Source organism: Nocardia wallacei, from assembly GCF_014466955.1.
Lineage (GTDB): Bacteria > Actinomycetota > Actinomycetes > Mycobacteriales > Mycobacteriaceae > Nocardia > Nocardia wallacei.
Genome location: NZ_AP023396.1, coordinates 1,936,466 through 1,962,277 on the forward strand (window position 1 = coordinate 1,936,466; position 25,812 = coordinate 1,962,277).

The following is a 25,812-nucleotide window of genomic DNA, read 5'->3' on the forward strand; positions in this document are numbered from 1 at the left end:
CACACTGCGTGGTGCGCACGGTCGGGATGAGTCATGACGACGCCGTTTCAATTGCTGGCCGAGTTGCCGGAGCCGGTTCAGGTCGTGGTATTCGGCTCGGAGGTTCCGGCAGCGGATACCGGGAGTGGTGGCCGGGCCGCTGCGGCTCTCGAACAGACGGCCGCCGCGCTGGCCCGGGCGGTCGAGCGGATCGATGCGGAGATCGCGGCACTGCCGGACGGTGTGGGGGCGGAACTGCACGACCGAATCTCGGATGCCGCGCGCCGGTTGTCCGAGGCTACGGCCGGTTCCGGGGAGTTCTGCCGCCGGCTGGCCGAGAGCACCACGCAATTCAACGCCGACACCGAGAAAGAGGTGGCCTCGATGGCCGCCTTCGGTCTCATGACGGTCTACCAGATCATGGTCGCCGGAGGCTGGCACCCGATCCGAGCGTTCCAGATTCTGTCGGAGGCCAGGGCGAGGCATCTGGCCCGCTGGGCGGAATTCGTGGCGATGCGTGTCGGGAAGGGCGCCGCGGCGGCTGTCGAGCGGGCCGGTCTGCTGGCGACCCAGGTTGGTGGTTTCGCCGCGTTCGCCGGCGGGGTCGACGCCGGAATTCAGGCGTGGCAGGTGGGTGCGGGGCGACGCGACGGCATGGACTGGGAATCGGTCGCCGTGGCTACGGTCGCCGGTGCGGGCGCCGCGGCGGGTGGTGCGCTGGGTGCCGGGTTGGCCATGCCCGCGTTGCCGCGCATTCAGCGGTTGTTGCCCGGCACCGCCTCGCTGCTCGTGGGCGGGTCGGTGATCGCCGTGGCGGGTGGTCTCGGCGGCGCGATCGGTGGCGCGCTGGGTGGCTATGCGATGACCGGCCAGTTCCAGCTGACGTGGAACGAGGTCGGCAGCAACGTCCTGCTCGGTGTCGCCGAAGCCGCCGCGCATACGCGTACGCGTCTGGAAACGCCGGGGGGACTCGCCGCGTCGGCGAGCGACGACCTTCCGAAAATCCCTGGCGCCGAGGAGCTTTCGTCCGGTCTGCGGGTACAGCCGCCCGATCCGACGGTCTCCGGTCCCGTCGACTCGCGGCCCGGCGGTCTCCACGGACACCAGAACGGCGATCACTCGCCGCGTGGGGCAGGTGACAGCGGGTATCTCGCTCCCGCCGCGGATGGTGGCGACGACGCCCGGGCGCTACTCCAGGAAGCCACCGAGCCGGTCGCTACTTCTGTGCCCGCACAGCGACGGGGAGAGGCCGCGACCGCCACCGGGTCGACCGCCGAGGAACCCAGCGGTGTGCGGGCGGGTTCGGATGCGGCCACGATGGGAGACCGGGCCGTCCCTGTCGAGACGCGTCCATCGGATGCCGAACCCACGCCGGGTAGTGCGCCGACCGGAGCGACCACGCCCGCGCGGGGCGGTGACGGTGCGACACTGTCCGGCAGCAGTGCTGCTGTCGCGACGCCGGATACGTTCGGCGGCAGGGTGCAGGGCGGTGACGGTGCGGCGACGCCGGACGGGTCCGGTGGGAGAGCGCGCGGTGGCGGGCCGCGGGGTGGTGATGGTGCGGTGGCGCCGGATGGGTCGGGCGGCAGGGTGCGGGGTGGTGAGGGGGCGGTGGCGCCGGATGGGTCCGGCGGGAGAGTGCGGGGTGGTGAGGGGGCGGTGCTGCCGCCCAAGGTGCCCGGTTGGGTGCCGCGGGTCGGGGCGGGGGGTGGTGACGGTGCGACCGCGGCAGGGTCGTCCGGTACGGAAGGTGCGCCGAACGCGGGATCGACGACGGGGGTGGCGGAACCCGTTTCCGCGCCGCAAGGCGGTAGCGGGCGCCCGATCGACGGTGCGAGCGCACATGTTTCGCCGGTCGAGGGGAGCACGACTACCGAAGGCGAGTCCGCGCGCGAACCGGCGGCGGGAGAAGCGAACCGGATCGATCCCGACCAGTCGGCCGCCGACGGAACCTCGGACCCGGTGGCCGACGTTCGTCTCGCGGCAGCGGACCTGGCCGACAAGCTGGCGGATCTTCCGGTCGGGAATCCCGATGTGAAAGCGGATCTCACCCCCGAACAGCTCGCCCGGTTCGAAGCCGCGGCCAACGACGCGGTAGCACTGCATCGCCTCCGGGAGCGAGAGCTGGCCGCCGAGTCGTGGGAGCGGCGCAGGCACGTGATGGAGCACGGCGACGCGGTGGAGTCGCTGCTGCGTTTTCTCGACGCGATCCGGGCGGGCACCGGCTTGACCCCGCGATGGAATCAGGCGATGGCGTTCCTGCTCGGTGAACGCGGTCTCATGCGGCAGATGGGCACCGGACAGGGCAAATCGCTTGTCGGAGCGCTGGATTCGCTGTGGCAGCTGTCGCGTGGCGAGCCCGTCGAACTCGCGAGCGGGCAGTCGATGCGGATCCATCACGTGATCACCACGACCGAGACACTGGCCAACGACGGGTTGCGGCAATTCGAGCAGCTGGTTCGCAGTCTCGGGTACGACGTCGCCCGCTGGGATCCACAGCATCCGCCGGGCGAGCCGGACCGCCCGACCGTGTATTACATGACCTACGACGAGCGCGCGACAGCACAGTTGCACGACCAGCCCCCGCCGGGGAAGACCGCGACCATCGATGAGGCGGACGCGGTCCTCGCGCACAACGCCACCGTGCATTACCTGTCCGACGGACAGCGTGAGGAGGCGTCGGACGTCGAAGCCGCACAGGTGAATCAGGTGCGGAAATTCCTCGAGGTCGTGCTGCGGAGCCGGATCACGAACGCACCGAGGCTGGCCGAGCGTCTGGAAGAGCTCGGTGGCCGATCGTTCACCGCGGCGGAGCGGAAGGCAGCTCGATCGGTCACGTCGCGGTCGCTGCGTACGCAACCCGACCAGTGCCTCGAGACAGTGGCGGCCTTGTGGGAACGGCATACCGGCCGCACCTTCACGCGCGAAGAGACCGAGATGGCCCGTGCGTTCCTGGATGTCAAAGCGGGCCGGCTGAAACTGAATCGGGACTTCATCGTCTTCGACGGCAAGATCCAGATTCTGGACGAGTACGGGAAACCGCGCAGCGATCCGAAGACCAATACCGACAGTCGCTGGTTCGGTGGCCGCCACAAAATGCTGGAGGCGATGTTCGAGGTCGACATCTATACCGACGGCAAGGGCCTGAAACAGGTCACGGTGGAAGACGTGGCCGCTCAGTACGATCGGCTGCTGCTGATGTCGGGCACGCTGGAACGGACAGCTCCGGAAATCAAGCAGAACTTCCCGGTGCAGGGCGGATTGGCGGCGGTGCCGGACTTCGCTCCGTCGAAGCGGGTGGCGGAACCCGATCGGATATTCCTCACCGAGGCCGAGAAGCTGAAGGACGCGGTCCGGCGGGTCGAACAGCTGCGGGCCGAGGGGCGTCCGGTGCTGGTGATCTGTCCCTTCAACGATGTGGCGCAGAAGTTCTCGCTGATGCTGGACAAGGCCGGGGTCGAACACGAGTCGATCGACGGCCGATGGTTCGCCGGACACCGCGACAACAATGCGGCCGAGGAACACCTGCTGGAGGTCAAGGACGGCGCCGGCGCCAACCACATGCTGCTGGACAAGGACGGCAATCCCGTCCTCGACAAGCGGGGCAACCCGGTACGTCTGGGCGCGGTGACCGTCGGCACCGGCATGCTGGGGCGAGGTTTCGATGTGTCGATCACCGACGACGTCGACGCCTTGGGCGGACTGCACGCCCATATGCTGGGGCGCTCGCCGACCAATCCCGACGAGGATCACCAATGGTCCTCGCGTCCGGGCCGCAACGGCCGCAACGGCAGCTTCTGCTTCAACGTGGCCGCGGGCGACGACCTGTACGCCAAGACCCACCACCACGGCGCGCAGATCGCGGTCGTCCACTACCGGGCCGCGGCAACCGCACACGCCGAAGCCGTCGCCGAGCAACACGCGACCCGCACGGCCGCGACCCGGGACGTGCCGCGGTCGGCCCCGGCCGAGGACGCGGCCGCCGCGAAGGTCGCCGCGGCCGCCGCCGATCTCGCCGCCGCCGAGCGGGAACTACGCAGCGTGACACCCTGGGTGCAGGACGAGGCGGCCGAACGGGCATATCTGGAGCGGGTGATGCGGCGCGTCTCCCAGGGGCATGCGGCACCGGTCGCCGACAACGCCGCAGAGGAACGCCGCGCCGATCGACTCGTCGAAGTGAGCGCAAGCGAAACAGTCGCTCCGGCAACGCAACCCGCCGATCCGACGCAGAGTCACGCCGACGGCGCGATCGACCGGCACCAGCCGCGGTTGTCCCCGGGCCGAGACCCGGAGCCGAATCGGGACGATTCCCGGCGCGACGCCGGGCCTGGTTCCGACGCCCGATCGACGGACGCGCTTCACGCTCCGTCCGATTCCCGGCTGGAGCCACCGAACGTCGCCGGGGCATCCGGTGACCGTATCGCGGCGCAGGCGACCGCCGGTGGCCGCGCGTTGGTGGCCGAGGGTGGCGGTGAGTCGGCGCCCGCGACCGGCTTCGAGCCCGAATACGCGGTACGCGAGCACGATTCCGGTGCACCGCCCATCGCACCGGAGACGACGCCCGCGCATGAGGGAATCGAAACGGGCGAAGCGCAGCCCACCCGAGCGACCGCACCGATGGACAACGCCGTCGACTCCGATAGGTCCGTAGTTCCGGCGCAGGCCGGCGACCTGTCGGACGAGGGCGGGCGAACGCCGGACATCGCGCAGCCGGACTGGATCGACCGGATGATCGCTGACGGCCGGACGGCCGACCCGGCGGCCTCGTCGGGGGAAACGCCGAGCATCATCGACCGGCTGGCCGACCACGCCGACCGAGGCAGGCGTGCTCCGTCCCGGCGCACGACACCGAAACGAGGTGACACCGCTACACCGGTGGTGCCGACCGGTTCCGCAGACGACCGCCAATCGGGGCGGGACGATGCGGAAAGCGCTGTGCCGCAATCGATCTCGACCCGGCGGAGAAGCAGTGGCCCGCGTCTTTCGAATGGCCCGGACGGGAGTGCGCCGACAGCGGCGGACGACCGGACGGCGGTCTCCGTGCCCGGAGCACCGGCGACCACCACCGACGCGAGTGCGCCATCGCCCGGCACGCGGAGGAGATCGTCGGGGCACCGCCTCGCCCGGGTGGCCGGGTGGTTGGGGATCGCGGCGCAGGCGGTGGCCGCGCTCGAGGCCGAACTCGGTGACAACGACGAGGAACGCGCCAAGGGTGAGCTGAACGACCTGCTCGTGAGTGCGGGACTCACCCCGGCGGCTGTGGCGGCGTTGAACGATCATCTCGACAACGCGCCGCCGGTCTCGTTGGTGGAGGACACGCTGCTGTCCGACGAGCGTGCGCTCGAACTGCTGACACAACGCCGGGACGCCCTGCTGGCCGCGCTGACCAACAATGAGAACCACTCCGATGACAAGGGCGGTTCCGGCGACCGGGACGATTTCGAGGGTGCGGAGGGAATCCGTACGGTCGGCAGGGCGCACGCGAGAGCGCGGGGGGAACTGGCGAAGGCGTTGGGGATCGACTCGACCGAGGTGACCGCCGAGACGGCCAGGACGGAACTGTCCGCTGCCCTCGCGCGGCGCGCGTCGTCCGGCACCACCCGCCCGGAGACGGGCGCGCTCGTCGCGGCGGCATCGGAGTATCTCGCTACGACGGCGCTGCGTGAGGTAGTCATCGCCATGCACCGGCGGACTCCGCACGGTTGTGTCAACAACGGCGTGACAGTACGCCGCGTGCTGTACGGCGCCGACAATCCAGCCCTGACGGATTGGATGCCCGACTACACCCCGCTGGCGGGACACGACAATTCGACCGTCGAACTGGCCTCGGGCGGAGGCAGTTTCCGCAATTTCGGCAACCTCGACGAGGTGGCCGACTCCCTGGTGGACCGGCCCGGCGGTAGCGCCTGGGTCGTCACCTACCGGGCCGCGGTCGACGCCGCGCCATCGCATGCCGACCGTCTCTACGCCCGGCGAATGCTGGACCACCACCACGCCGCGCGGCGGCTCGGCGCCGCCGAGCATAGGAGCCGTGCCGAGCGCGTCCGGGACGCCACCCGGATCGCGGACCTGATCTCGACGCTGTCCGGCCTGCCCCGGGTGGCGGATCAGAATGCCGCTCCGTGGATTCAGGGCCACCTGGTCACGGTCTACAACAACAGCACCGATCGCGACCGACCGAACCTGGTCGTACTGGACATCGCCGCCGGCCCTCGGCGTCTGGTGACCACGCCCGAAAACCTCGAGAGCCGGACCGCGCTGCTCGACACGGCCATCGATTTCGTCACCTGGAAGGCCACCAAGCAAACACAGCTCGACCAACTCAACGAACCCGACCGCTACGTCCCCGCCCTGGAATTCGACGGCGAGGGGCGAGCGCTGAAATGTGCTCCGGAATACCAGGTCCAGTACGCGCTTGCGGGACAGCGTTCCGCTGACGACATCCCCGAGCCGAGCGGGCATCAGGATCCTCCTGACACGAGTCGTCCGGTATCGCCCGCGGCCGATTCCGGCGTGTATCCGGGCCGGCACCTGGCCCGGATACACGCCGAGGCCCGTGCGGGGCTCGCTCAGCACGGTGCCGAGGCCGACGATGTGACGCTTCGGCAGCGCGTCGAGCGGATCGACGCGCTGGGCACAGCACTCGAGGACGCGCGGACACAGCGTCGACAGGCGGAATCCAATCTGAACGCGCGTATCGCCGAGTGCCGCGATCTGACCGGATCGGGCGCGCAACCGGGTTCCGACGAGCTGAAAGGCGTACTCGCACTGCGCGACCGAGTCCGGACGGCGCTCGCGGAGCGATTTCGCCGCGAGGAACTGGCCGCAGACCGCGAGGATCCAGGATTGGGGACCCTGCTGCAGCGATTGCGAGAGCTCGAGGCGGTAATCCTCGCTACCGAACTGTTCGAGTACCACGACCAATGGTTCAACAGTCTGGTCGAGCGGGCCCACGGACTCGAGGAGAACGCTCGACACGTGAATCAACCGACCGGTTCGCCCGAGCGTAACGACACTGCGCGTCGCCTCCTGGACTATCGGCTGGGATTTGTGGCTCGTGAGATCGATGATCATGACAACGCCGGGCTGGGGACGGCCTTGCACAGCTTCCGGGATGCCGCCGAAATCGAGTCCGTACGACTGCAGAAGCTACTGTCCGGGTTCGCGCTGAGATGGGGGTTCGATCAGAAGGAGTTGCTGCGCAAGGGTTCTCCTACCGAAGTCGAATGGACGGAGAACCTGGACGCCGCGTGCCGAGCGATGGCGCGGAAGCTGGACATCCCCGTCGAGAGTTTCTCGAATCTCGAGAAGATACGGACGAGGCTGGAGATGTTGGCGCGCCGCCTCGACAAGTATGGATTGCGGCCCGAGCTGCAAGGACCTTACCACCGGCTCTACGCGGTCTACTCGGTGATGGAAACAGTCGACGCGATTCATCGAATGGACCAGCGGGTCAATCGCATCGAGGCATTCGAAGCGGCACTACGCGATGTCCATTCCTGGCGGCGACAAGCGAGGGCACGGAACGAGCCGACCGGTGAGATCGCGGCGATGCACCGGCGACTGGCCGCTACGGCGCATCGGCTCGAGGAGATCGCACAGGGCTATCAAGAGTGGACGAACGTACGGGAGCGGTCGGAAGCGAACAACCGGTATTTCCAAGCTTTGGCCGAAAGTCACGGCCTGGATTTCCGGCGGCTGCGGCCAGGATCGCTCGAATACGAGAAGTTGGACCACAAACTCCGCTGGGCGAGTGATTGGGTGCGGTCGAAGCTCTCACCGCTCACCGACAGGCAGTTCGAACGTCTGGTGCGTGACGATGCCAGGCTCCCGCAAGAGGAAGACGGGACACCCGCGGTCTCCTATGCCGGGCGGGATGAGCTCGAAAAGGTGTGGCAGCCCGCACAGGACCTCGCCGAACTACAGGCGCTGGCGGATGCGGCCGCGTTCGTCGAGGGAAATCGTGCGGCGGCCGAGGAGTTGGACCGCCGGCTTGCGGGCGTGGCACGCGAATTCGCGTGCGCGGAATCGTCTTTCGGAGACTCGCGCGATCCGGCACGTCTACTGAATGTGGGCCCGGAACTGGTCGTGCTGCGCGAGCAGGCCGCCGAGGCGCGTGCGGCCGCGCGCCGAGACTTCGCCCGGCCCGGCGCAGCGGTCCACGACCAGTCGGTGTGGACGATCCGCCCCGGCTCCGGTCCACGGGCGAGGCTGGAAACGGAACGTCGAAATCTGGCCGAGTGGATCGCACGGAAATGGGCGTCCGATCCGGCAGCGGTGACCGTCGAGCGGGCCGAGCAGCGGATCGCCGAACTCGAGGATGCACCCGAGGCAGCGGATGAGATCGGTGTCCTCGAGGAGTTCCGAAATATCGCATCGTCGCTCGACAACGCGCGCCGATTCCACCGGTACGACTCCTGGGTTCGCGCGATCGATGTGCTGGACGAGGCGATCGACGACGCACGGCTGTTGGAGGCGGAGACCCGTTTGCGGTTGGCGGATCTGCGAACGCGGGCCGCCCGCGCCGGTACCGCCGAGGACCGCCGCCGCGCGCAGCGGGACCTGGGCAGGGCTGCGGCAGAGCATCGCGAGCTGGCGTCGTGGTCGACCGATCTGGCCGACGAAGTGCGTGCCCTCGGCGAACGGGCGGCGGCATTGCGGAACCTGACCACCGAATCCGAGTCGTCGAACAGTGAGCTGGACGAGATGCTCGCCGCAGTGGCGTCCCGTATCGCGGTACGGAAGGCGAGGGCCGCCGCTGGCCTGGGGGTGTCCATTCCCGGCACCGACGTGCCGGGGAGCACGCCGGACGACGCGGCGGGGGACGGGAGCGCGCCGATCGGTCAGCGATCGGACGAAGGCGGACCGGGCGAACGGGCGCCGGAAGCAGCCCGCATCGTCGTGGTCGGCTCGCCTGCCTTCCACTGCACGATCGAGACGAACGAGTTGCCGGGGCCTGGGGCGGCCGCTCGGGTCAGGGCGATGCGGGTGATTCCCGGTGGGGCGGCGTTGTGGCAAGGGGTCGCGTTGGCGCGGTCCGGTGCGGAGGTTTCCGTCATCGGTGCGGTCGGTGACGACGGGTTCGGGCAGGGTGCGCAGGCCGTTCTGGAGCACGAAAGCGGTTCCGGCGCAGTACGAATCGCGCAGGGTGAGCCGTCCGCCGGTGTCGTGCGCATTGTCCGGCCGGACGGTGCGGAATCCGTACTTCGGTACGCGCCGCCCGCGCTCGATGTCACGGTCGAGGATGTCGAGCGGAATCTGGCGACGCTGCGGGCCGCCGATGCGGTACTGATCGCGCCGGAGGTGTCGGACGACGTTGTCCGGGCGATCGACGCGGCTGTCGAGACGAGTGAGCGCGCTGTCGTGATCAACCGGCTGCCGTCACAGGAAGGTTCGGACCTTCCGGACTCGGCCGAGACAGCGGCTCTGCTCTCGGCCCTGTTGCCGGGGCGGGCAGCCGATGATGCCGTAGCCGACGCGGCCGATCCGCCTCGTCCGCTGGGGTTCCTGAGCGAAATCCCCGACCGTGCGGCGGACCGGGCCGCGGCGGAGACGAGCCCACCCGCCGACCATTGGACGACGAGCGGTCCGCGCGTCGTCGTATTGGGCAGTGCCGTGGCCGATCTCATCATCGGCTACGACCGTTTCCCCGGCGCTGGTGAATCGGCGGACGCCGGTTCCGTGCGGATGAACCCCGGAGGCAAGGGACTGAGTCTGGCAACTCAGTCGGCACGCCTGGGTGCCGAGGTGCAGCTGGTGACGGCCATCGGCCGCGATGTTCCGGGCGCGCAGGTCGAGGAGGTGCTGGCGCGCGAGGACATCGGTTCGAGGTGGACGCGGATCGAGGAGCAAGCACCCACCGAGACCGTCGTCTGCCTGCTGGATACCGCGGCCGGGGACGCGTCGTTCCTCGAACACACCTCGCCCGGTGTCAAATTGACCGCCGCCGATGTCGAGCGGACCGCCGAGCTGATCGGCTCCGCCGATGTCGCGGTGATCACGTACGAAGTGCCTGACGATGTGATCGCCGAGATTTGCGAGGTGGCCCGCCGCGACGGTACGAAGATCGTGCTGCAGCCCGCTCCCGCGCCCGAACGCTTCTCCGTCGACACCGTGCGCATGGCGGATGTATTGGTACCCAACGAGATCGAGGCGCGAACGCTGCTGGCGGCCGTGGACCCGGACAGCGCGACGATCCCGGCGGAACGGTTGGCCGCGCGCCTGTCCCGGGAGTTCGCTGTCCGGACGGTCGTCGTCACCCTCGGCGCGGCGGGATGCGCGGTGTGTCACGACGGAAATACGCGGTTGTATCCGGCGGACCCGGTGGATTCCGTGGTGGAGACGATCGGGGCGAGTGACTCTTTCACCGCGACCCTGGCCGTGCGCCTGGAATGCGGTGATTCGATCGATTCCGCCGTCCGGACCGCACTGTCGGCCGCGGCGCACACGATCGCGCGGCCGGGCGGCTACGCCTCGATGCCGTATCACCACGATCTGGGTCTGCGTCGTGCGGTTGGTGACGGTACGTCCGCCGAGAACAGCGATGCGACCGCAGAAGACTCGGCATTCGAACGGACGCGAGACGAAATCTGGTCGGCCCACGGGCATTATGTCGGCGCGGCGATCGGCCGCGTGTTGCGCACGATGACACGGGCGGAATGGGAACGAGGTCTTGCTCGTCTCGGCTCGATGAAGAGCGAATACCTGGCCGCGCGTTTCGAGCGGGGCTGGTCGGACGAGCGGACGGCTGCCGAGCTGGGCCAGCCCGTGGAATATGTTCAGGCACTCGAGCGGTTCGCGGTGCGCGAGCTGGCCGGGTACGTCCGAAGAGAGCGTGCTGTATCCGGCGCGGGTGCGACGACGGTAGATGCCGGTGAGGACGATTCGGACGCGGAGCCGGTAGCAGACATACCCCGCCGGACGCCCTCGGCAGGGGGGATGATTTTCAACGCCGGTCGGGTCTGGCTGGATCCGGCGACGCGCAGGGTCTGGGTCGACCGCAGCGAGACCGACTTCGATGAGAACGAGCTGGACGAAATCTCATTGAGCGACAACGAGTTCGCGCTGCTCGACATCCTGACGCTGCACCAGGGGCGCGTGGTCGGCACAAGTGTCATCGAGCAGGCGGTGTGGGGTGAGCCGCTCGTCGACGACAACGCGCTCCGTGTGCTCGTCCACAGGCTCAGGGGCAAATTGGACGTCGAGGGAGCGATCGTGCCGGTGTCCGGCGCCGGCTACCGATTCGATTCCGGAATGCGCACCGCATGGGACGCTATTCGAAGGGGGCGGGTCGAGCTGTGGCCGGAGTCCCGGCAGGTGTGGGTCGACCAGACCGAGGTCCGGGTGACCGGAAAATTGCTCGAACTGCTGGAGTATTTCATGCGGCGGGCCGGGGACACCGTATCGCTGGAAGAACTGCGACAAGATATCTGGCGCAATACTATCGAGCCGGAATCGGTCAGTGGCTATGTGTCGACCCTGCGCGGACGTTTGGGGGACCCGGGATTTATTGTGCGGGTGGCCGGGGGCTGGCGTTTCGGGGGCAATGCGTCACGACCGGGCGCGGGAAACGGTCCACTGATCGGTACCCGGTCCGACGATGCGGACGGCGGTGACCGGTCCGGTGCTGACACCGCGGGCCCGCGCGGTTCGGCGTCCGGGCCGGAAGAGGGGATCTCCTTCCGGTACGTGACCGGGCGTGACCTCGCCGAGTTGCGGGATTCGGTGGTCGAGTTGAACGAGACCAGCTGGGATGGTGATGCGACCCGGCTCGGCCTGGACTGGTGGACGGATCCGCGAGCCGTGCCGGGAGCGGTCGTCGCCGAGGTCGGTGGTCCGGGCGGGCAACTCGTGGGATTCTGCCTGGCCCAGCAGAATCAAGACCTGAGTGGGTCACTCCATCTGGACACACGCACGTCCGGGGAGCGCGGCGAGAATCCGGACGTATTGGATCCCCGGTTCGCCGAGAGCAATGTCCACATCACCACGATGCTGGTCGACCGGAGTATGCGTGGCCGCCGGATAGCGGATGCGATGCTCTACACATTGCTGCTGCACCGGCGCGAGTCCTCGTTCAGCCTGTATGTGCGCCCGGAGAACGAGACTGCGGTCAAGGTGTACGAGCGGGTGGCCGGAACAGACCATGGGCCGATCGGGCTCCGACTCGGTACCGATAACAACGACCTGCTCTATCGGGCGCCCAAAGACACTCTGGAGTTGCTTCGCAGACGACGGCAATTGGAACAGTGGGGATACCGTAGCGCGGGTGCCGCGGTGGTGTGGGAGCAGCGTGCGGAAACCGCCGAGGAGCCCGAACCGGAAATCGCGGCGATTCCTCAGGATTGGGATCCTTGGGCCGGTGCGGAACCGGACGTGGTCGCGCTTCGGCGGTCGGCCGGTATGCTCCCCGGCAATATCTCTTTCCGATATGTGCAGGGCCAGGAACTGGTCGACCTCGCGGGTTCCGTGGAAAGACTGAACGGCAGCAGCGGGGACGGTGACCCGACCGGATCGGGCGTCGAATGGTGGGGGGATCCGGCGGTCGCACCGGGCGCGATCGTGGCCGAGCTGGACGGTCCGGGTGGGCAGCTCGTCGGGTTCTGTATCGGTCGCCGGCAGCAGGATCTGAGTGATTCGATGCATCTGGACGCACGGGTACCGCCCGGGGGGACTCGGAACATGATTCCCTTGGAACCCCGGTTCGACGAGCCGAACGTTCATATCGAATCGATGCTGGTGGACCGGAGTGTGCGCGGTTTCCGTATCGCCGACGCGATGATGTACGCGTTTCTCCGGAATCGAACAGAGACTTCGTTCAGTTTGCATGTGCTCCCCGAGAATGCGGCGGCCATCAGGGCGTCCGAGCGGGTGGGCGGCCCCTCTTTCCGTCCGCTCGGATTCCGGCACGGCGATAATGCCGTGCTCTACCAGGGGGAGAGCTCGAATGCGCAATTGGACTACGTGCGGCAGCGATTGGAGGAGTGGGGCTATACCGGCGATGATCGGAATCTGCTGCTCGAGGGACAGGAGCCGACACCGAGCGCGCCTCCGGAGGAGGTCGAGCGCCGGCGTTCGCTCGATGTTCTGCCGGGCGATGTCGCGTTCCGGTATGTGACCGGCGCCGAACTCGCCGACCTCGCGGACGCCATGGTCGAGCTGAACGCGACCGGCTGGGACGGTAATGCCGACCGGCTCCGGCTCGATCAGTGGGCGGATCCGGACCGGCAATGGGGGGCGATCGTCGCCGAGGTAGGTGGTCCGGGTGGGCGGCTCGTCGGATTCTGTCTCGCGCAACAGCGTCGGGATTTCAGCGGATCGACATATCTGGATGCTCGGAGAGAGGTGCCGTCGGGGCAGGACATGCGTTTGCTGGATCCTCGGATCGAGGAGCCCAATGTTCATATCGAATCGATGCTGGTGGATCGGAGCCTGCGTGGCTTCCGCATGGCGGATGCGATGGTCTACACGTTGCTGCGGCACCGGCCCGAGTCCTCGTTCAGCACGCATGTGCTCCCCGAGAACGAAACGGCGATAAGGGCTTTCGAACGAGTAGGCGGGCCGGATTTCAGTCCGCTCGGACTCCGGCTCGGCAGATCCGTCGGCGCGCAGGACGTGCTCTATCAGGGGCCCAAGTCGGACGAGCAGTTGCGCGCTGTGCAGCGGCAATTGGAGGAGTGGGGTTTCACCGGCGACGGCCCGGAACTGGTGCTGCGGCGGGTGACTCAGGGGCAGCGCCGGGAGGCCATCGCCCGGCTGCATCCACACGCTCACAGCTCGGCCGCGATGTGGGCGCGCAATGTTCGCCAGCTGCTCGGTATGAGTCCCGGACGGATGGATTACCTCATCAACGCGCCGGATGGCACATGGCGCGAGGCGGAGAGCGGGGCCGACCTGACCATCGGTCAGGTCCGAGCGCTGCTGCGGCGTGTTCCGGGTGCCGGTGCCTGGTATCCCGCTCTCGCGGAAGGCTTCTTCCCGGATCTGGGGAGCGCGCCGTCGCGGGCCGGCTCGCGAGTGCGGTCGATCCGGGAGCGGGTGAATGTCCGGCCCGAGCAGCTCGCGGTGCGGCTGGGGGTGTCGGTGACGACACTCGACGAGTGGGAGGCAACGGCGAGCTGGCCGGAGTCGCGACATGAATTGTCTTGGTATCTGCAAGGATTGGCTTCCTTGCTGCCGGCTGCGGCGGTGTCGCAGGCAGGTGCCGGAATAGGGCTTTGCCTGGGGGCATTGCGCGCTCATGTGGGGCTGGATTCGAGAGTTCTCGCCGAGCGGGCGGAGGTGGAACCGGCGGATGTTCCCCTGATAGAAGCCGGGTTCATCGAGCCCCTGGACAGCGTGGTCGAGGCGTACCTGCGGGCATTGCTGCCTGCTACGCCGTGTTATCCCGAGGGATACCGCAACGAACTCGGTAGGTACCTGAAGTATCTCCGCCAGGGTTCCGGCAGGACGCTCGTCGAAGCGGCGAATGCGGTGGGCGGGGGGATGACCACGGCCGGGCTCGAGGACTACGAGTCGGGCCGCGCCGTGCCCTCGGTGCGTACGGTGGGCATCTACTTGGACGAATACTCCGACGGCAGCGTCAGTATCGACGAATGTGTCGAAGCGTTTCCCGAACTCGGGACCTCGGCGGCACGGCGCACCGCCGAAAGAGAACGGGCCGCAGCGCGTGCCGAGGACGCGAACTCGCAGCTGCCCGAACCGGCCGCGAAGCCAACGGTGGCATCGATGGTGGCGCCGGATGCGGGTTCGCCGGGCGGTGTCCGGCTGCACGGTACCGCGGGCCTGTCCGATGCCGACGATCTGGTACAGGCGATCGTCGCGAGTGCGGATGTCTTCGCGGCCACGAACCGGTCCGCGGGGCGGATATTGCGCCGCTTCCCGGACTGGGAAGAGGTGACATCCGACGTCGATCGCGCAAGCGGCGTGCGGTCTTTCGCGTTCCGGGTCTTCGAGCGCGGACCCGACCGGACGGTGGCGGCCTCCGAGACCGAACCCCGGACGGCGATGGGGCGCTGGTGGCGGACGGTGGCGGCACGTCGGCGGCCGAAGGTCACCGAAGTCGTTGTCCGACTCGCTGAGCCGACATCCGCCGAGGAGTGGGTCGGCGTGGCCGAGGTCTCCACCAGGCGGGACCCGACGCTGTGGCGCGCGGCGCGGTTGCCGGAGGCCTCCCCGGACCCGGTGAAGGCGCGGCGGCTCATCGGCGCGGGGGTGCCTGTGGCGGCCGACGCGTTGCGCTGTCTGGACGTCTCGACTGTCGTCGCCGATTACGGACCCGCGGCGGAAAGTGCGAAGGCCGCGGTCCGTACCGCCGAGGGGACGCGGATGGTCGCGGTCGACGACGAGACCACGTGCCGTTCGGTCACCGTGATGTTCACCGACCGGACCACGGCCCGGTTCGACGTCGATGTCGATCGGTTCAGCCGCCGCCTGGTGGTGCGTTCCTCGGACGGACGGCTGGTCCGTCACGAGCCGATCCGCGCGCCGCGTGCCGCGCCGCCGCTGGAATTGGCGCACGCGGTGGCGATGGCCCTCACGCTGGCGCTCGGCCACGTCGTGACTGTCCACCGCACGCACGAGAAGGTGACCGCGGACGATCCCCGATACGAGCGGGACCGGACGGGGAGACTGCGGGCGACTCGGGCAGCTCGTTCGGATGCCGTTGCGGTGCTGGCGGCCGACCGATTGCTGAGCATGGAACCGCGGACGCGGCGGCAACGGCGGTATCTGTTCGAACTCCGGCGCGGGTATCTCCGACGGCTGGAATTCGCCAGGGGCTCACGAGCCGAGCAACGCGAGCACCTCGCGGCGCTGCGCGCGATATCGGCACGGCTCGAATACCCGATACGACGGCACTGGGGACCGCTGAAAATACGCAAGCCCGTCCTGCTGCACCCCGAAGACGCGCCGCCGCTCTCCGTGCACTTTCTGCTTTCTCTGATCGCGGCGGGATCGAATGTTATACCCGCTGCCGTCTCCGGTAATGCCGGTCAGGTGTCGCGCTATTCTGTCGGCAGCGTGACCGGTTCCCTGTACATCGCTTTCGGCAGACACCTCACCTACAGTGATTTCGCGCGCCGACGTGCGGATACGGCTCCGCGCCACTGGATTTACGAGGTCAAGAACAACAAGTATTTCTGGGCCAACGTTTCGGGCGCGTCGATGGATGTCACCGGGAGAATCGGCGCAAGTCTGATGCTGATGAATTTCGGCATCCCCGTCGATACCGCGCTGCTCGCGCAGATTTTCGCCAAGCGCATGTCGCACGGAATATTTCTGGGCATGAAGTCGCGCCGCCTGAAGCCGATGTACCGGGCTCCGGTCGATCTGGCCGAGCAGACTTTGGCCGCGGCCGCTCGCCACGAGATCTTCGACGAATACGCCGAACTGCGTAAAGAATCGCTGCTGTTACTACGGCTGCTGCTGCGGCGCATCGATGCGGGAAGTGCGCCGAACGGGGAAGAGGCGGACGAGTTCTTCGGCCTCCTCCATGACCTGATCGGCGAAATGCGAGAAATAGCGGAGCGGATAGACCGTTACGGTCTCGCCCCGGCCACCTTGCGCACCAAGGCATCACCGGTGCGCTCGCCCACCAGGTCGCGAATACTCAAGATGAACTGGTTGCCGGAGGCTGGTTCGGCGTCGATCGGTCTCGGAGCCGCGACGCTGGCAGGCAATCCCTGGGTGGGGCTCGTGCTGGGAGCGGCTCCGGTGTTCTCGGCGTTCATCGAGAGCACGTTGAACGATCTCAGCGAACGGCTGCGGGCCGCCGAGCGAGCCACCCGTGTACAGCGGAACAATGCGTATCACGAGAAGCAGTGGGACAACGCGCTGCGGGAGGTCGTCTTCGCACTCGCCCGGCTACTCGACGTGGAGCCGGACCTACCGCAACCGCGGCCCGACGCGAAGCAGAAGCAGGCCGGTCTCTATCCGCATCTACACAGCGGGGTCATCCTCGGGGGCGCGGTCGCGCCGTTGACCGTTCCGGGTTTCTGGGTGCCGGGTATGGGTCAGAGTCTGACGGTGGCGCTGCTGCTCGCCCGATTCTTTTCCCCGGTCGCCAACAAACTGAGGGATTGGGTCGAGGAAATATTGGACGACCGAATCTCACGTAGAACCGACAAAGCCGATGCCGCGATAGCGTTGGAGGACGCTCCGGTCGATGTCCGCGAAATAAAACCACGACTTTCCGGGTTCGTGGCTCGTGCGGAGAAACTGGTGCAGCGCGCCGACGATACCTTTGTCGCGGAAAACTTTCCGGACGCGGCCGGTGTGGTTTCGCCGAGAGCCGTATTTCGCGAGTTGATGAAAACGGCTGAAGACGAGAAGAACTCCTGGGTTGCGGTGGAGCGATTCCGGAAGCTCGTAGCGGAGAAGAAAACTCCGGAATTGTTCGACGCATTCCTGTCGGAAATCTCCGCGGGAATCGAGGATATCGAGCCGGAGAAGCGTGCCGGAAAAGCGGCGAGCGACTTCCTGTATTGGCACGAAGGGCGAGTCGCGGCGATCGGCAAACTCGAAATGGTGTTTCGCTACATGTCCGAGCACCTGCCGCCAGAGTTGCAGCTCGAGGCTTTGTTCTCGGAGGCTGAACGCTCACCGCTGCACCCGGAGTATGTCGAATTCGCAGAGCTGTTCGCGAAACTGCCTTTCGTGGGCGCGACCCCGGACGCCAAGGAGATAGTGGACCACACCGGTAGACTCGGTGCCGTCGCCCTGCTCGCCGCGGTCCGTAGCGGGGAGTATACAGCCGACCAGGTGAATGCCGGGGCGCCGCAGCTCGACAAAGCCGTTCTGGGCAGGCTGTTGACCACCGGGGCGGAATTGATCGAGCGGGATATTCGGCGACTCGCGCACGACTGGAACCTGGACGCCCTGCTCTTCGATATACCGTCGTCGAGAGGGACGCTGGATACGAAGTCCGAGCCCCGGCAGGATCAGCAGCGGGCCAGGAACCTGCTTCGTATCGCGTTGGGTGAACCGCGTTTCCGGGCACAGTATGTCGACCGGCTGACTCGATGGCTGGCAGACACCACGCAGCCGATCGCCGAGGATCTCGGGCGCGGAGTCGCTGATCCCGAGCCGATCGCGCTGTGGCGCGGGACTGCGAAACTTCGAGGCCCGCTGATCGGTACTCGGTCCGACGACGACGCGGAAGCGCCGAAGACCCCATTGCCGGAACCGGGAGGACGCCACAGTGGGACAGTTCCGGCCCGGCGTTCGCTCGACGAGCTTCCGGGCGATGTCGTCTTCCGTTATGTGACGGGTGCCGAACTCGTCGGGTTGGCGGACTCCCTGGTCGATCTGGAACGGGACAACTGGGACGGCCCGGCCCGGCTCGGAACGCAGGAGTGGTCCGATCCGGAAGGCGAGTGGGGGGCCGTGGTGGCCGAATCGGTCGAGCCGGACGGGTCTCGTCTCGTCGGATTCTGCCTCGGGCAACGGCGGCAGGATCTCGGTGTGGTGCATTCGAGTTCGCGGCGCAGCCGCACCGGGAGCTCGCTTCCGTTTGACGCCCGCTTCGAGGAGCCCAATGTTCACATCACCGCGATGGTGGTGGATCAGAGTATGCGTCGCTTCGGTATGGCCGATGCGATGTTGAACGAATTCCTGCTCAATCGGACCGAAACATCCCTGTTCAGTGTGTATGTGCGTCCAGAGGACAAGCCGGCCTTGAAAGTGGTCGAGCGCGTGGGCGTCACGGACTTCGGGCAGCTCGGGCGCCAGGACCCGAACCGGGACTCGCCCTACACGTTCTGGCTCTATCAGGGAACGCGCTCTGTCGATGAGCTGCTCGAGCGGCGGCGGCAGCTGGAAGAACGCGGATTCGGCCTCGCGGACGGGAATCTGGTGTTGCGGAAGCCGGTGCGGACCGAGCCGGAACCGACTGCGACCGGGCCGCGCCGCTCGCTCGACGAGCTGCCCGACGATGTCGTTCTTCGGTACGTGACCGGGCCGGAACTTACCGGAATGGCGCTGTCACTGGTCGGATTGAACCGGGACAGCTGGGACGGTGATCCGGCGCGACTCCACCTCGACGAATTGGCGGATCCGGTGGGCCGCTGGGGAGCGGTGGTCGCCGAATTGGGTGGCCCGGGCGGGCGGCTCGTCGGATTCTGTGCCGGGCAACGCAAACAGGAATTCAACGGATTCTCCGATGCGCGCACAGCCCGTGCTCCCGGAAGCTATCCGAATGCCGTGGCGACCCGGCCCGAGCCCAACGTTCATATCACGACGATGCTGGTGGACCAGGGTTTGCGTGGATTCGGCATCGCGGAGGCGATGCTGAGCACGTTCCTGCTGCACCGAACCGAACCTCGGTTCAGCATGCAGGCGGACCCGGAGGAGGACAAGGCCGCGATCGACGTAGCGGAGCGGGTAGGCGGCCTGAACTTCCGTCCGGTCGGGCTGGCGTTCGAAGGCGACGGTGTGCTCTACGAGGGGCCACGCTCGACAACGGGCTTGCTCGGCAGGCGGCGCCGATTGGAACAGCGCGGATTCAGTGGCGCGGGCGGGGATCTGGTGTTGCGGCGGGGGGTGTCGACCGCGGAGCAGAGCGGGGCTACCGCGTCTCATTCCCACCCGCAGGCGTCCGGTTCCGTCGCGAATTGGGCGCGGCGTGTCCGCGGTTCCCGGACCTTCGAACGCATGGACGCTGTCATCGCCGCGCCCGAGGGCACGTGGGAGGAGGCGGAAGGCGGGGCGGTGTTGACGATCACGCAGGTGCGGGCTCTCCTGCGCCGTATCCCCGGTGCCCGGCAATGGTATTCGGCGCTCGCGGCGCACTTCTTCCCCGGCCTGGCGGTCGCGTCGCCGCGGGTCGGTTCGATGCTGCGGTCGCTCAGAGAGCGAGCCCGCGTGGGAGCCGAGCAACTCGCGGTGCGGTTGGGACTGTCGGTGGCAGAACTCGATGGGTGGGAGACCGGGTGGGAGACTCGGACCGGGCACAAGACGCAGCAGCAGGTGATGCTCTCGCCGGAGAACGTGACCTGGTATCTGCGGGGTCTGGCGTCGTTGCTGCCGCTGTCGGCAGTGTCGCAGGCGCGGATGGGCGTGGCGGCTCGCGGGGGTGACGGTGGCGGCGTGGGGGTGTGTCTTGCCGCGCTGCGCGTCGACGCCGGACTGGAGCCGCGGTTCGTCGCCGAGAAGTCCGGGCTGGCACCGGAGGTGATGCAGCGGATCGAGACGGGGATGATGGAGCCCGCAGCGGAGGAGATCCAGGCGTATCTGCGAGCCTTGGCACCCGGAATACCGTGCTATCCGGAGGGATACCGCAGCGTCGGTGAATACCTGAGGCATCTTCGGCAGGGCGCCACCGACTCGCTGGTGGATGCGGCGTCGGCGGCGAAAACGACCAGCACGATGCTGAACGACTGTGAGTGGGGACGTGTCGTGCCGTCGGTGGAGACGGTGGGTTTCTATCTGGATAGATACGCCGACGGCACCGTGAGCATCGATGAGTGCACGGAGGCGTTTCCCGAACTCGAGGCCGCGGCGGCGCGGCGTGCCGCCGACCTCGCCGGTCTCGGGCCCGAACCCGCGTGGGGGGTCCATCATACGGTGACGAAGGGTCCGGCGGCCTCGTTGGTGACGGACCCGGTCGCACCGGACGTGGTGCGGTTGCACGATACGGCCGGGTTGTCCGATGCGGATGATCTCGTGCGGGCCGTTGTCGCCGGTGCCGATGTATTCGCGGAACTCGACCAGCGGGTGGCGCCGATCTTGCGCCGGTTCCCGGACTGGGAAGAGGTGACTTCCGACCGCGATCGGGAAGACGGCGTACGGTCTTTCGCGTTCCGGGTCTTCGTGCGTCGGCCCGACCGGTTGGTCGACGACAAACCCGACTCGCCTGTCGAGGGCGAACCTGACGCCACGGTGGGGTACGAGCCCGACCCGACGGTGGTGGGACGGCGTCAGCCGAAGTTCACCGAGGTCGTCGTCCGGTTGGCGAAGCCGGCGGCCCGGGGCGATTGGGTCGGTGCGGTCGCGGACGTCTCCACCCGGCGCGATCCGGCGTTGTGGAAATTGTCGCGATTGCCCGAAGCCGCCCCGAATCCGGAGAAGGCCCAGCGGCTGATCGGAGCCGGGGTAGGTGTGGCGGCCGATGCGCTGCGGTTGCTCGATGTCACGACTGTCGCCGCCGAGTACGGTGCCGTCGACCATGGTGCGACGGTGCTGGTGCGCACCGCGGACGGGGTGCGGGAAATCCCGGTCGGCGACGACAATACGTGTCGAAGGGTGACCCTGACATTCCGCGACGGAAACAAGGCACAGTTCGACGTCCGGGTCGACCCCATTCATCGCAGGCTCGTGGTGAGTTCGCCGAATGGCGGATTGGTGCGCACCGAGCAGATCCGGGCGTCGGGCGCGGCGTCCACGCTGGAGCTCGGGCATGCGGTGACGGTGGCGCTCACCCAGGCGCTCGCGCAGGCTGTGCATCAGCACCGCGGGTACGGGAAGGTGCGGCCGCAGGATCCGCGCTACGTGCGGGAGGGCGGGACATTGGTCGCCACCCGGGCCGCACGGGTGGACGCGGTGTTGTTGCTGGCGCTCGACGAGTTGCTGGCGTTGAAACCGCGGACCGACCGGCAATGGCGTTACCTCTTCGACCTCCGCCGCGAGGTGCTGCGGCGGCTGGAATTCGCCCGTGGTCCGCGATCGCTACAGCAGGAGCGCCGCGCGGCTCTGCTCGCCCTGTCGGCCCGGTTGGAAGCACCGATACGACAGCACTGGGGTCCGCTGCGGATACGGAAACCACGCGTACTGCACCCGGAAGCCGCGCCACCGTTCGCCCTGCATTACGGATTGTCCCTGATCGCCGCCGGATCGAACGGATTTACCTACTTCTTGGCCGACGATCCGAGCTACAAACTACGGGGCGCGACCGGAACTCTGACCGGGTCGATATACCTCGCGGGCAGTCGGTACGGGGTCTACGTCGAGTATGTGCGCAGTAGGCGCGCGGACAACGCTCCTCGGCATTTCATCTACCAGGTCGACGGTAGAAAGTACTTCTACCATCATTTTGTCGGGAAGTTGTTGGACGGCGCCGCGCGGGTGGGCGGCAGTCTGGTCCTCGCCGGCGTCGGCGGCGCTCCGATTGCTCCGGCGCTGCTCGGTGGATTATTCGCGCGAAAAGCCGCGGAGGGATTTTTCGGCGGCCTGCGGTCTGCGAGCCTGAAGCCCTTGTACTCGGCACCCGAAGACCTGGTGGATCAGACGATGGCCGTGGCCGTCCGCGGCGAGGTGTTCAACGAGTACATCCGATTGCGCGAGGATTCGCTGCGTCTGGCTCGGCAACTGCGGAAATATCTGGCCGAGCAGAAGGCGCCGGACAAGAGCAAGCTGATCGAACTCGTCGGCCGTCTCGAACGGCTGTATACCGAAATGCGTGAGCTGGCCGACCTGATCGAACGGTACGGGTTGGCGCCGGCAGCTTTGCGCACCAAAGCGGCGCCGGTGAATTCGCCGAGCCCCAACGTGATGCTCGCCACGGGAGCGGTGGCGCCGGTCGGCTCTGCGGGTGCCGGCGCCTTGGTCACGTGGGCATTGGGGGACCCTTGGCTGGGCCTGCTGGGCACCGTAGGAGTGTACTGGCACATTGTCTCGTCTCGAGTGACTGGCATAACCGACCGATTCACGGCCGCGGAACGGGCTGTTCGGACACAGCGAAACCTCGCTTATGAGGAGAAGCAATGGGATGATGCCGTCCGGGAGCCACTTACCAGGATCGCCGAGTTGCTCGATCGAGGACTGACGCTGCCGGATCCGCTGCCCGATGCGAAACGAAAGTGGGTAGGCCCCGCTCCGTACACCTTGAAGGGACTGGGCCAAGCGATCGCGGAATCGCCCTTCACCGTCGTGGGGTCCTTCCTGCTCGGGCCGGGTGCAGCGCTGGCATATATCTTCGAAAGGTTCCTGTCACCGATCACCAACGGGCTTCGTTCCTTTGCCGAGGAAATATTCGATCAGGTCACAGCTATCAGGAACAAGGAGATCGAGGGCAAGAAAGCGCTGGAAGAGGGACCGGACAGGCTGAGTGAAATTGTCGGGGGAATATCCGAGATAACTGTCGGCGCGTATCGTCTGCGCCGCAGTACCGGGGAGACGTTCGATCCGGCGAATTACCCTGACTTCGCCGGTGCGGTGTCACCCGCGGCGGTGTTCGAGGAGTTGATGAAGAAGGGGCAGTCCAAGAAGAACTCATCGAATGCACTCGAGCGGTTCAAGCAGCTGGTGGCGGAGAAGGATACGCCGGAGTTGTTCGACTCCTTCATCGCCTCGATCACCACGGGATTTGACGACCTCGAACCGCAGGAGCGGGCGAGCAAGGCGGCGGCGGCCTTCCTGGAATGGCATGAGACCCGGGTGGCGGCGATCGGCAAGCTGGAAATGGTGGATCGCTACATCGCCGAGTATCTACCGCCGGAGTTGCGCGTGACCGGGTTGTTCCCGGAGGGGAGGCGTACGCCGCTGAACCCGCAGTATTACGAGTACGCGCGGGCAGTGGCCGAACTGCCGATCGTGGCCGAGACGCCGAAGTCGCACAAGATTCTGGACTACACCGGTCTGCTCGTCAGCACAGTGGTGCTCGCCGCAGCCCGAAACGGGGTGTACTTGGCCGATCCCGATCATCCTGAGGCTCGTCGGCTGGACACCGTGACGCTGGGATATCTCTTGACCGCCGGGGCGAAGCTGATGGAGCGCGACTTCCTGCGGCTCGTGCACGAACCGAGGCCGGACGAGTTGCTCACTGATGCGCGTCCGTTGCGTGCGGGTGAATCGGTCGATACGCGGCAGGGTGTGGGTGTTGTCGCGGAGGGTGCGGTGGGCGCCGCCGCATACAGTTTGCGGCTCGATGCCGTCGAGAAAAGGCTCGACGAAACCAAGGAGACGTCGCAGGCGCAGTTGGATGCGGCAAGAAGCCTGCTTCGCGGTGCTCTGCGAAACCCGCAATTCCGTGCCGCATACATCGACCGGCTCGCCTGGTCCCTGGCCGATACCCAGGCGCCCGTCGCCGAGGACACCGGGCGGGTGTACGGCGAGCCCGAACCGATCGTGCTGTGGCGTGACAACACCGGTGTGCGAGGCCCGCTGATCGGTTCCCGGGACGACTCGCCGGGGAATGCGCGGTCGGTCTCGACGCCATGGTCGGCGAAACAGGCGGGGAGTATGGACGGTTCCCCGGTGGGGCAGCCTGAGATCATTCTGTCCGTCGGTAGAGTCCGCCACGATCCCCGCACCCGCACAGCCTCCGTCGATGGCAGATCGGTCACGCTGCGTCCGACCGAGTCCAGGCTGCTGCATTACCTGATGTGGCAATCCGGCCGGGTCGTTTCCAGGGCGGAGATAGAACGCGCACTGTGGGACAAGGCGCCCGTGCACGACAACGCGGTCGACGGCTACATATTCGCCCTTCGACGCCAGTTGGGCGCACCGGACCTGATAGCCGCGGTGTCTTCCGCCGGATACCGCTTCGACGGTGGCGCACGATTCGCGGTCGAGCCATTGGGCGTGCGGGAGCGCACGATCGTTGTCGGCCGGATCCGATTGTCCCCGGCCGCGCACACGGTAGCGGTCGACGGCGAGGACATTCAGTTGCGGCCACGTGAATTCCATCTACTGCGGCTGCTGTTGCAGCACGCCGGATTCGTCGTATCCCACAGCGATATCGAGGAATCAGCGTGGCAGGACACGGTTTCTGCGGTCGCCATCCGCACCTCCGTCACGAGGTTGCGAGACAAACTCGGTGACCGAGGGTGTATCACGGCTCTCGACAACATCGGGTGGCGTTTCGACGGCCTGCCGGGCGACCGGGCTCTCGTGGACGAGATCGTCGCGAACGATTCCCGAACCATCGAGCTCGGTGGAATTAGACAGTCACCTGTCGCGCGCCGGGTCTGGCGCCAGGGCGTCGAGGTATTCCTGACAGCCAAAGAGTTCGGAATTCTGTATTGCCTGCTGCAGAAGGCCGGCCAGGTCGTGCGCAGAGACAAGATAGAGCTGGCGGTGTGGGGCGACCGCTCATCGAACCCGAAGCGCTTCACCACGCAGGTGTGGAGCCTGCGAACCAAGCTCGGTGACACTGGCGGCCGCCTGATCGAAACCATCAGTCCAGGTCTGCGTTTCAACCCGGATGCCGACTCCCTGCCGGACGACCGACGGCCGGAGCGCGATCCCGTCCCCGATCAGGCACCGCGGCGCACGCCATGGGCCGAGCGCGACGGGGCCGCTCCGCAGGTCACGGTGACGGACTCTCCGCCCCCCGGCGAAGCGTCTGCTGCCGATTCGCGCCCCGCGCGTATTCGGCCGGAGAATTTCCGATCCCTTCGCGGAAGGTAACCACCACGGACCGGTATTCGCCGGAATATCAGAACGCGATCGAGCAGGCGTCGAAGTATCGCGAAATGATTCGGCGGCGAGTGATACTACCGTCGGGCCACCGATGCCGGGGTGGCCACTGGAATGGGAGATCCATACGCGGACGATTTGCGTGAGCGGATGCGGCAGGCTTGCGAGTTTCGTGACTGGATGGCGGATGTGGCGAATGCTGAACTGGACCGCCTATTCTCTTTGGGGAGAATGCTGACACCGGGTGACTATCTCGAGACGTTCCAGCGCTTGCAAGAGTCCCGTAGCCGGGCCCCCTCTCGCTGACCGGTGTGAAACGCTCGGTCATGCGAGAACTGGTCGACGATTCATCGCCAACCGGTTATCGATTCTTCGAGATGTCCCTTTTCCGCGATGGGCCGGCGTGGTGGGATAACAACAAGGGGAGATGGGTAGGTGGCCACCCGACACCTTTGTCACGGGTCTGGGGTGAGGCGCGCCGGA

Annotated in this window: 1 protein-coding gene; it reads left to right on the forward strand. The window is 67.1% G+C overall.

Translation table 11 applies throughout. From position 1 onward, the window contains the following. The first annotated feature begins 33 nt into the window (after window positions 1-33). Entirely contained in the window at window positions 34-25,320 is a 25,287-nt protein-coding gene (locus tag NWFMUON74_RS08825; protein ID WP_187687346.1) for a PfkB family carbohydrate kinase, read from the forward strand. The last annotated feature ends 492 nt before the right edge of the window (window positions 25,321-25,812 follow it).

Coding starts and splice junctions, on each gene's coding strand:
- NWFMUON74_RS08825 (WP_187687346.1), top strand. CDS start 34: ATGACGACGCCGTTTCAATTGCTGGCCGAGTTGCCGGAGCCGGTTCAG.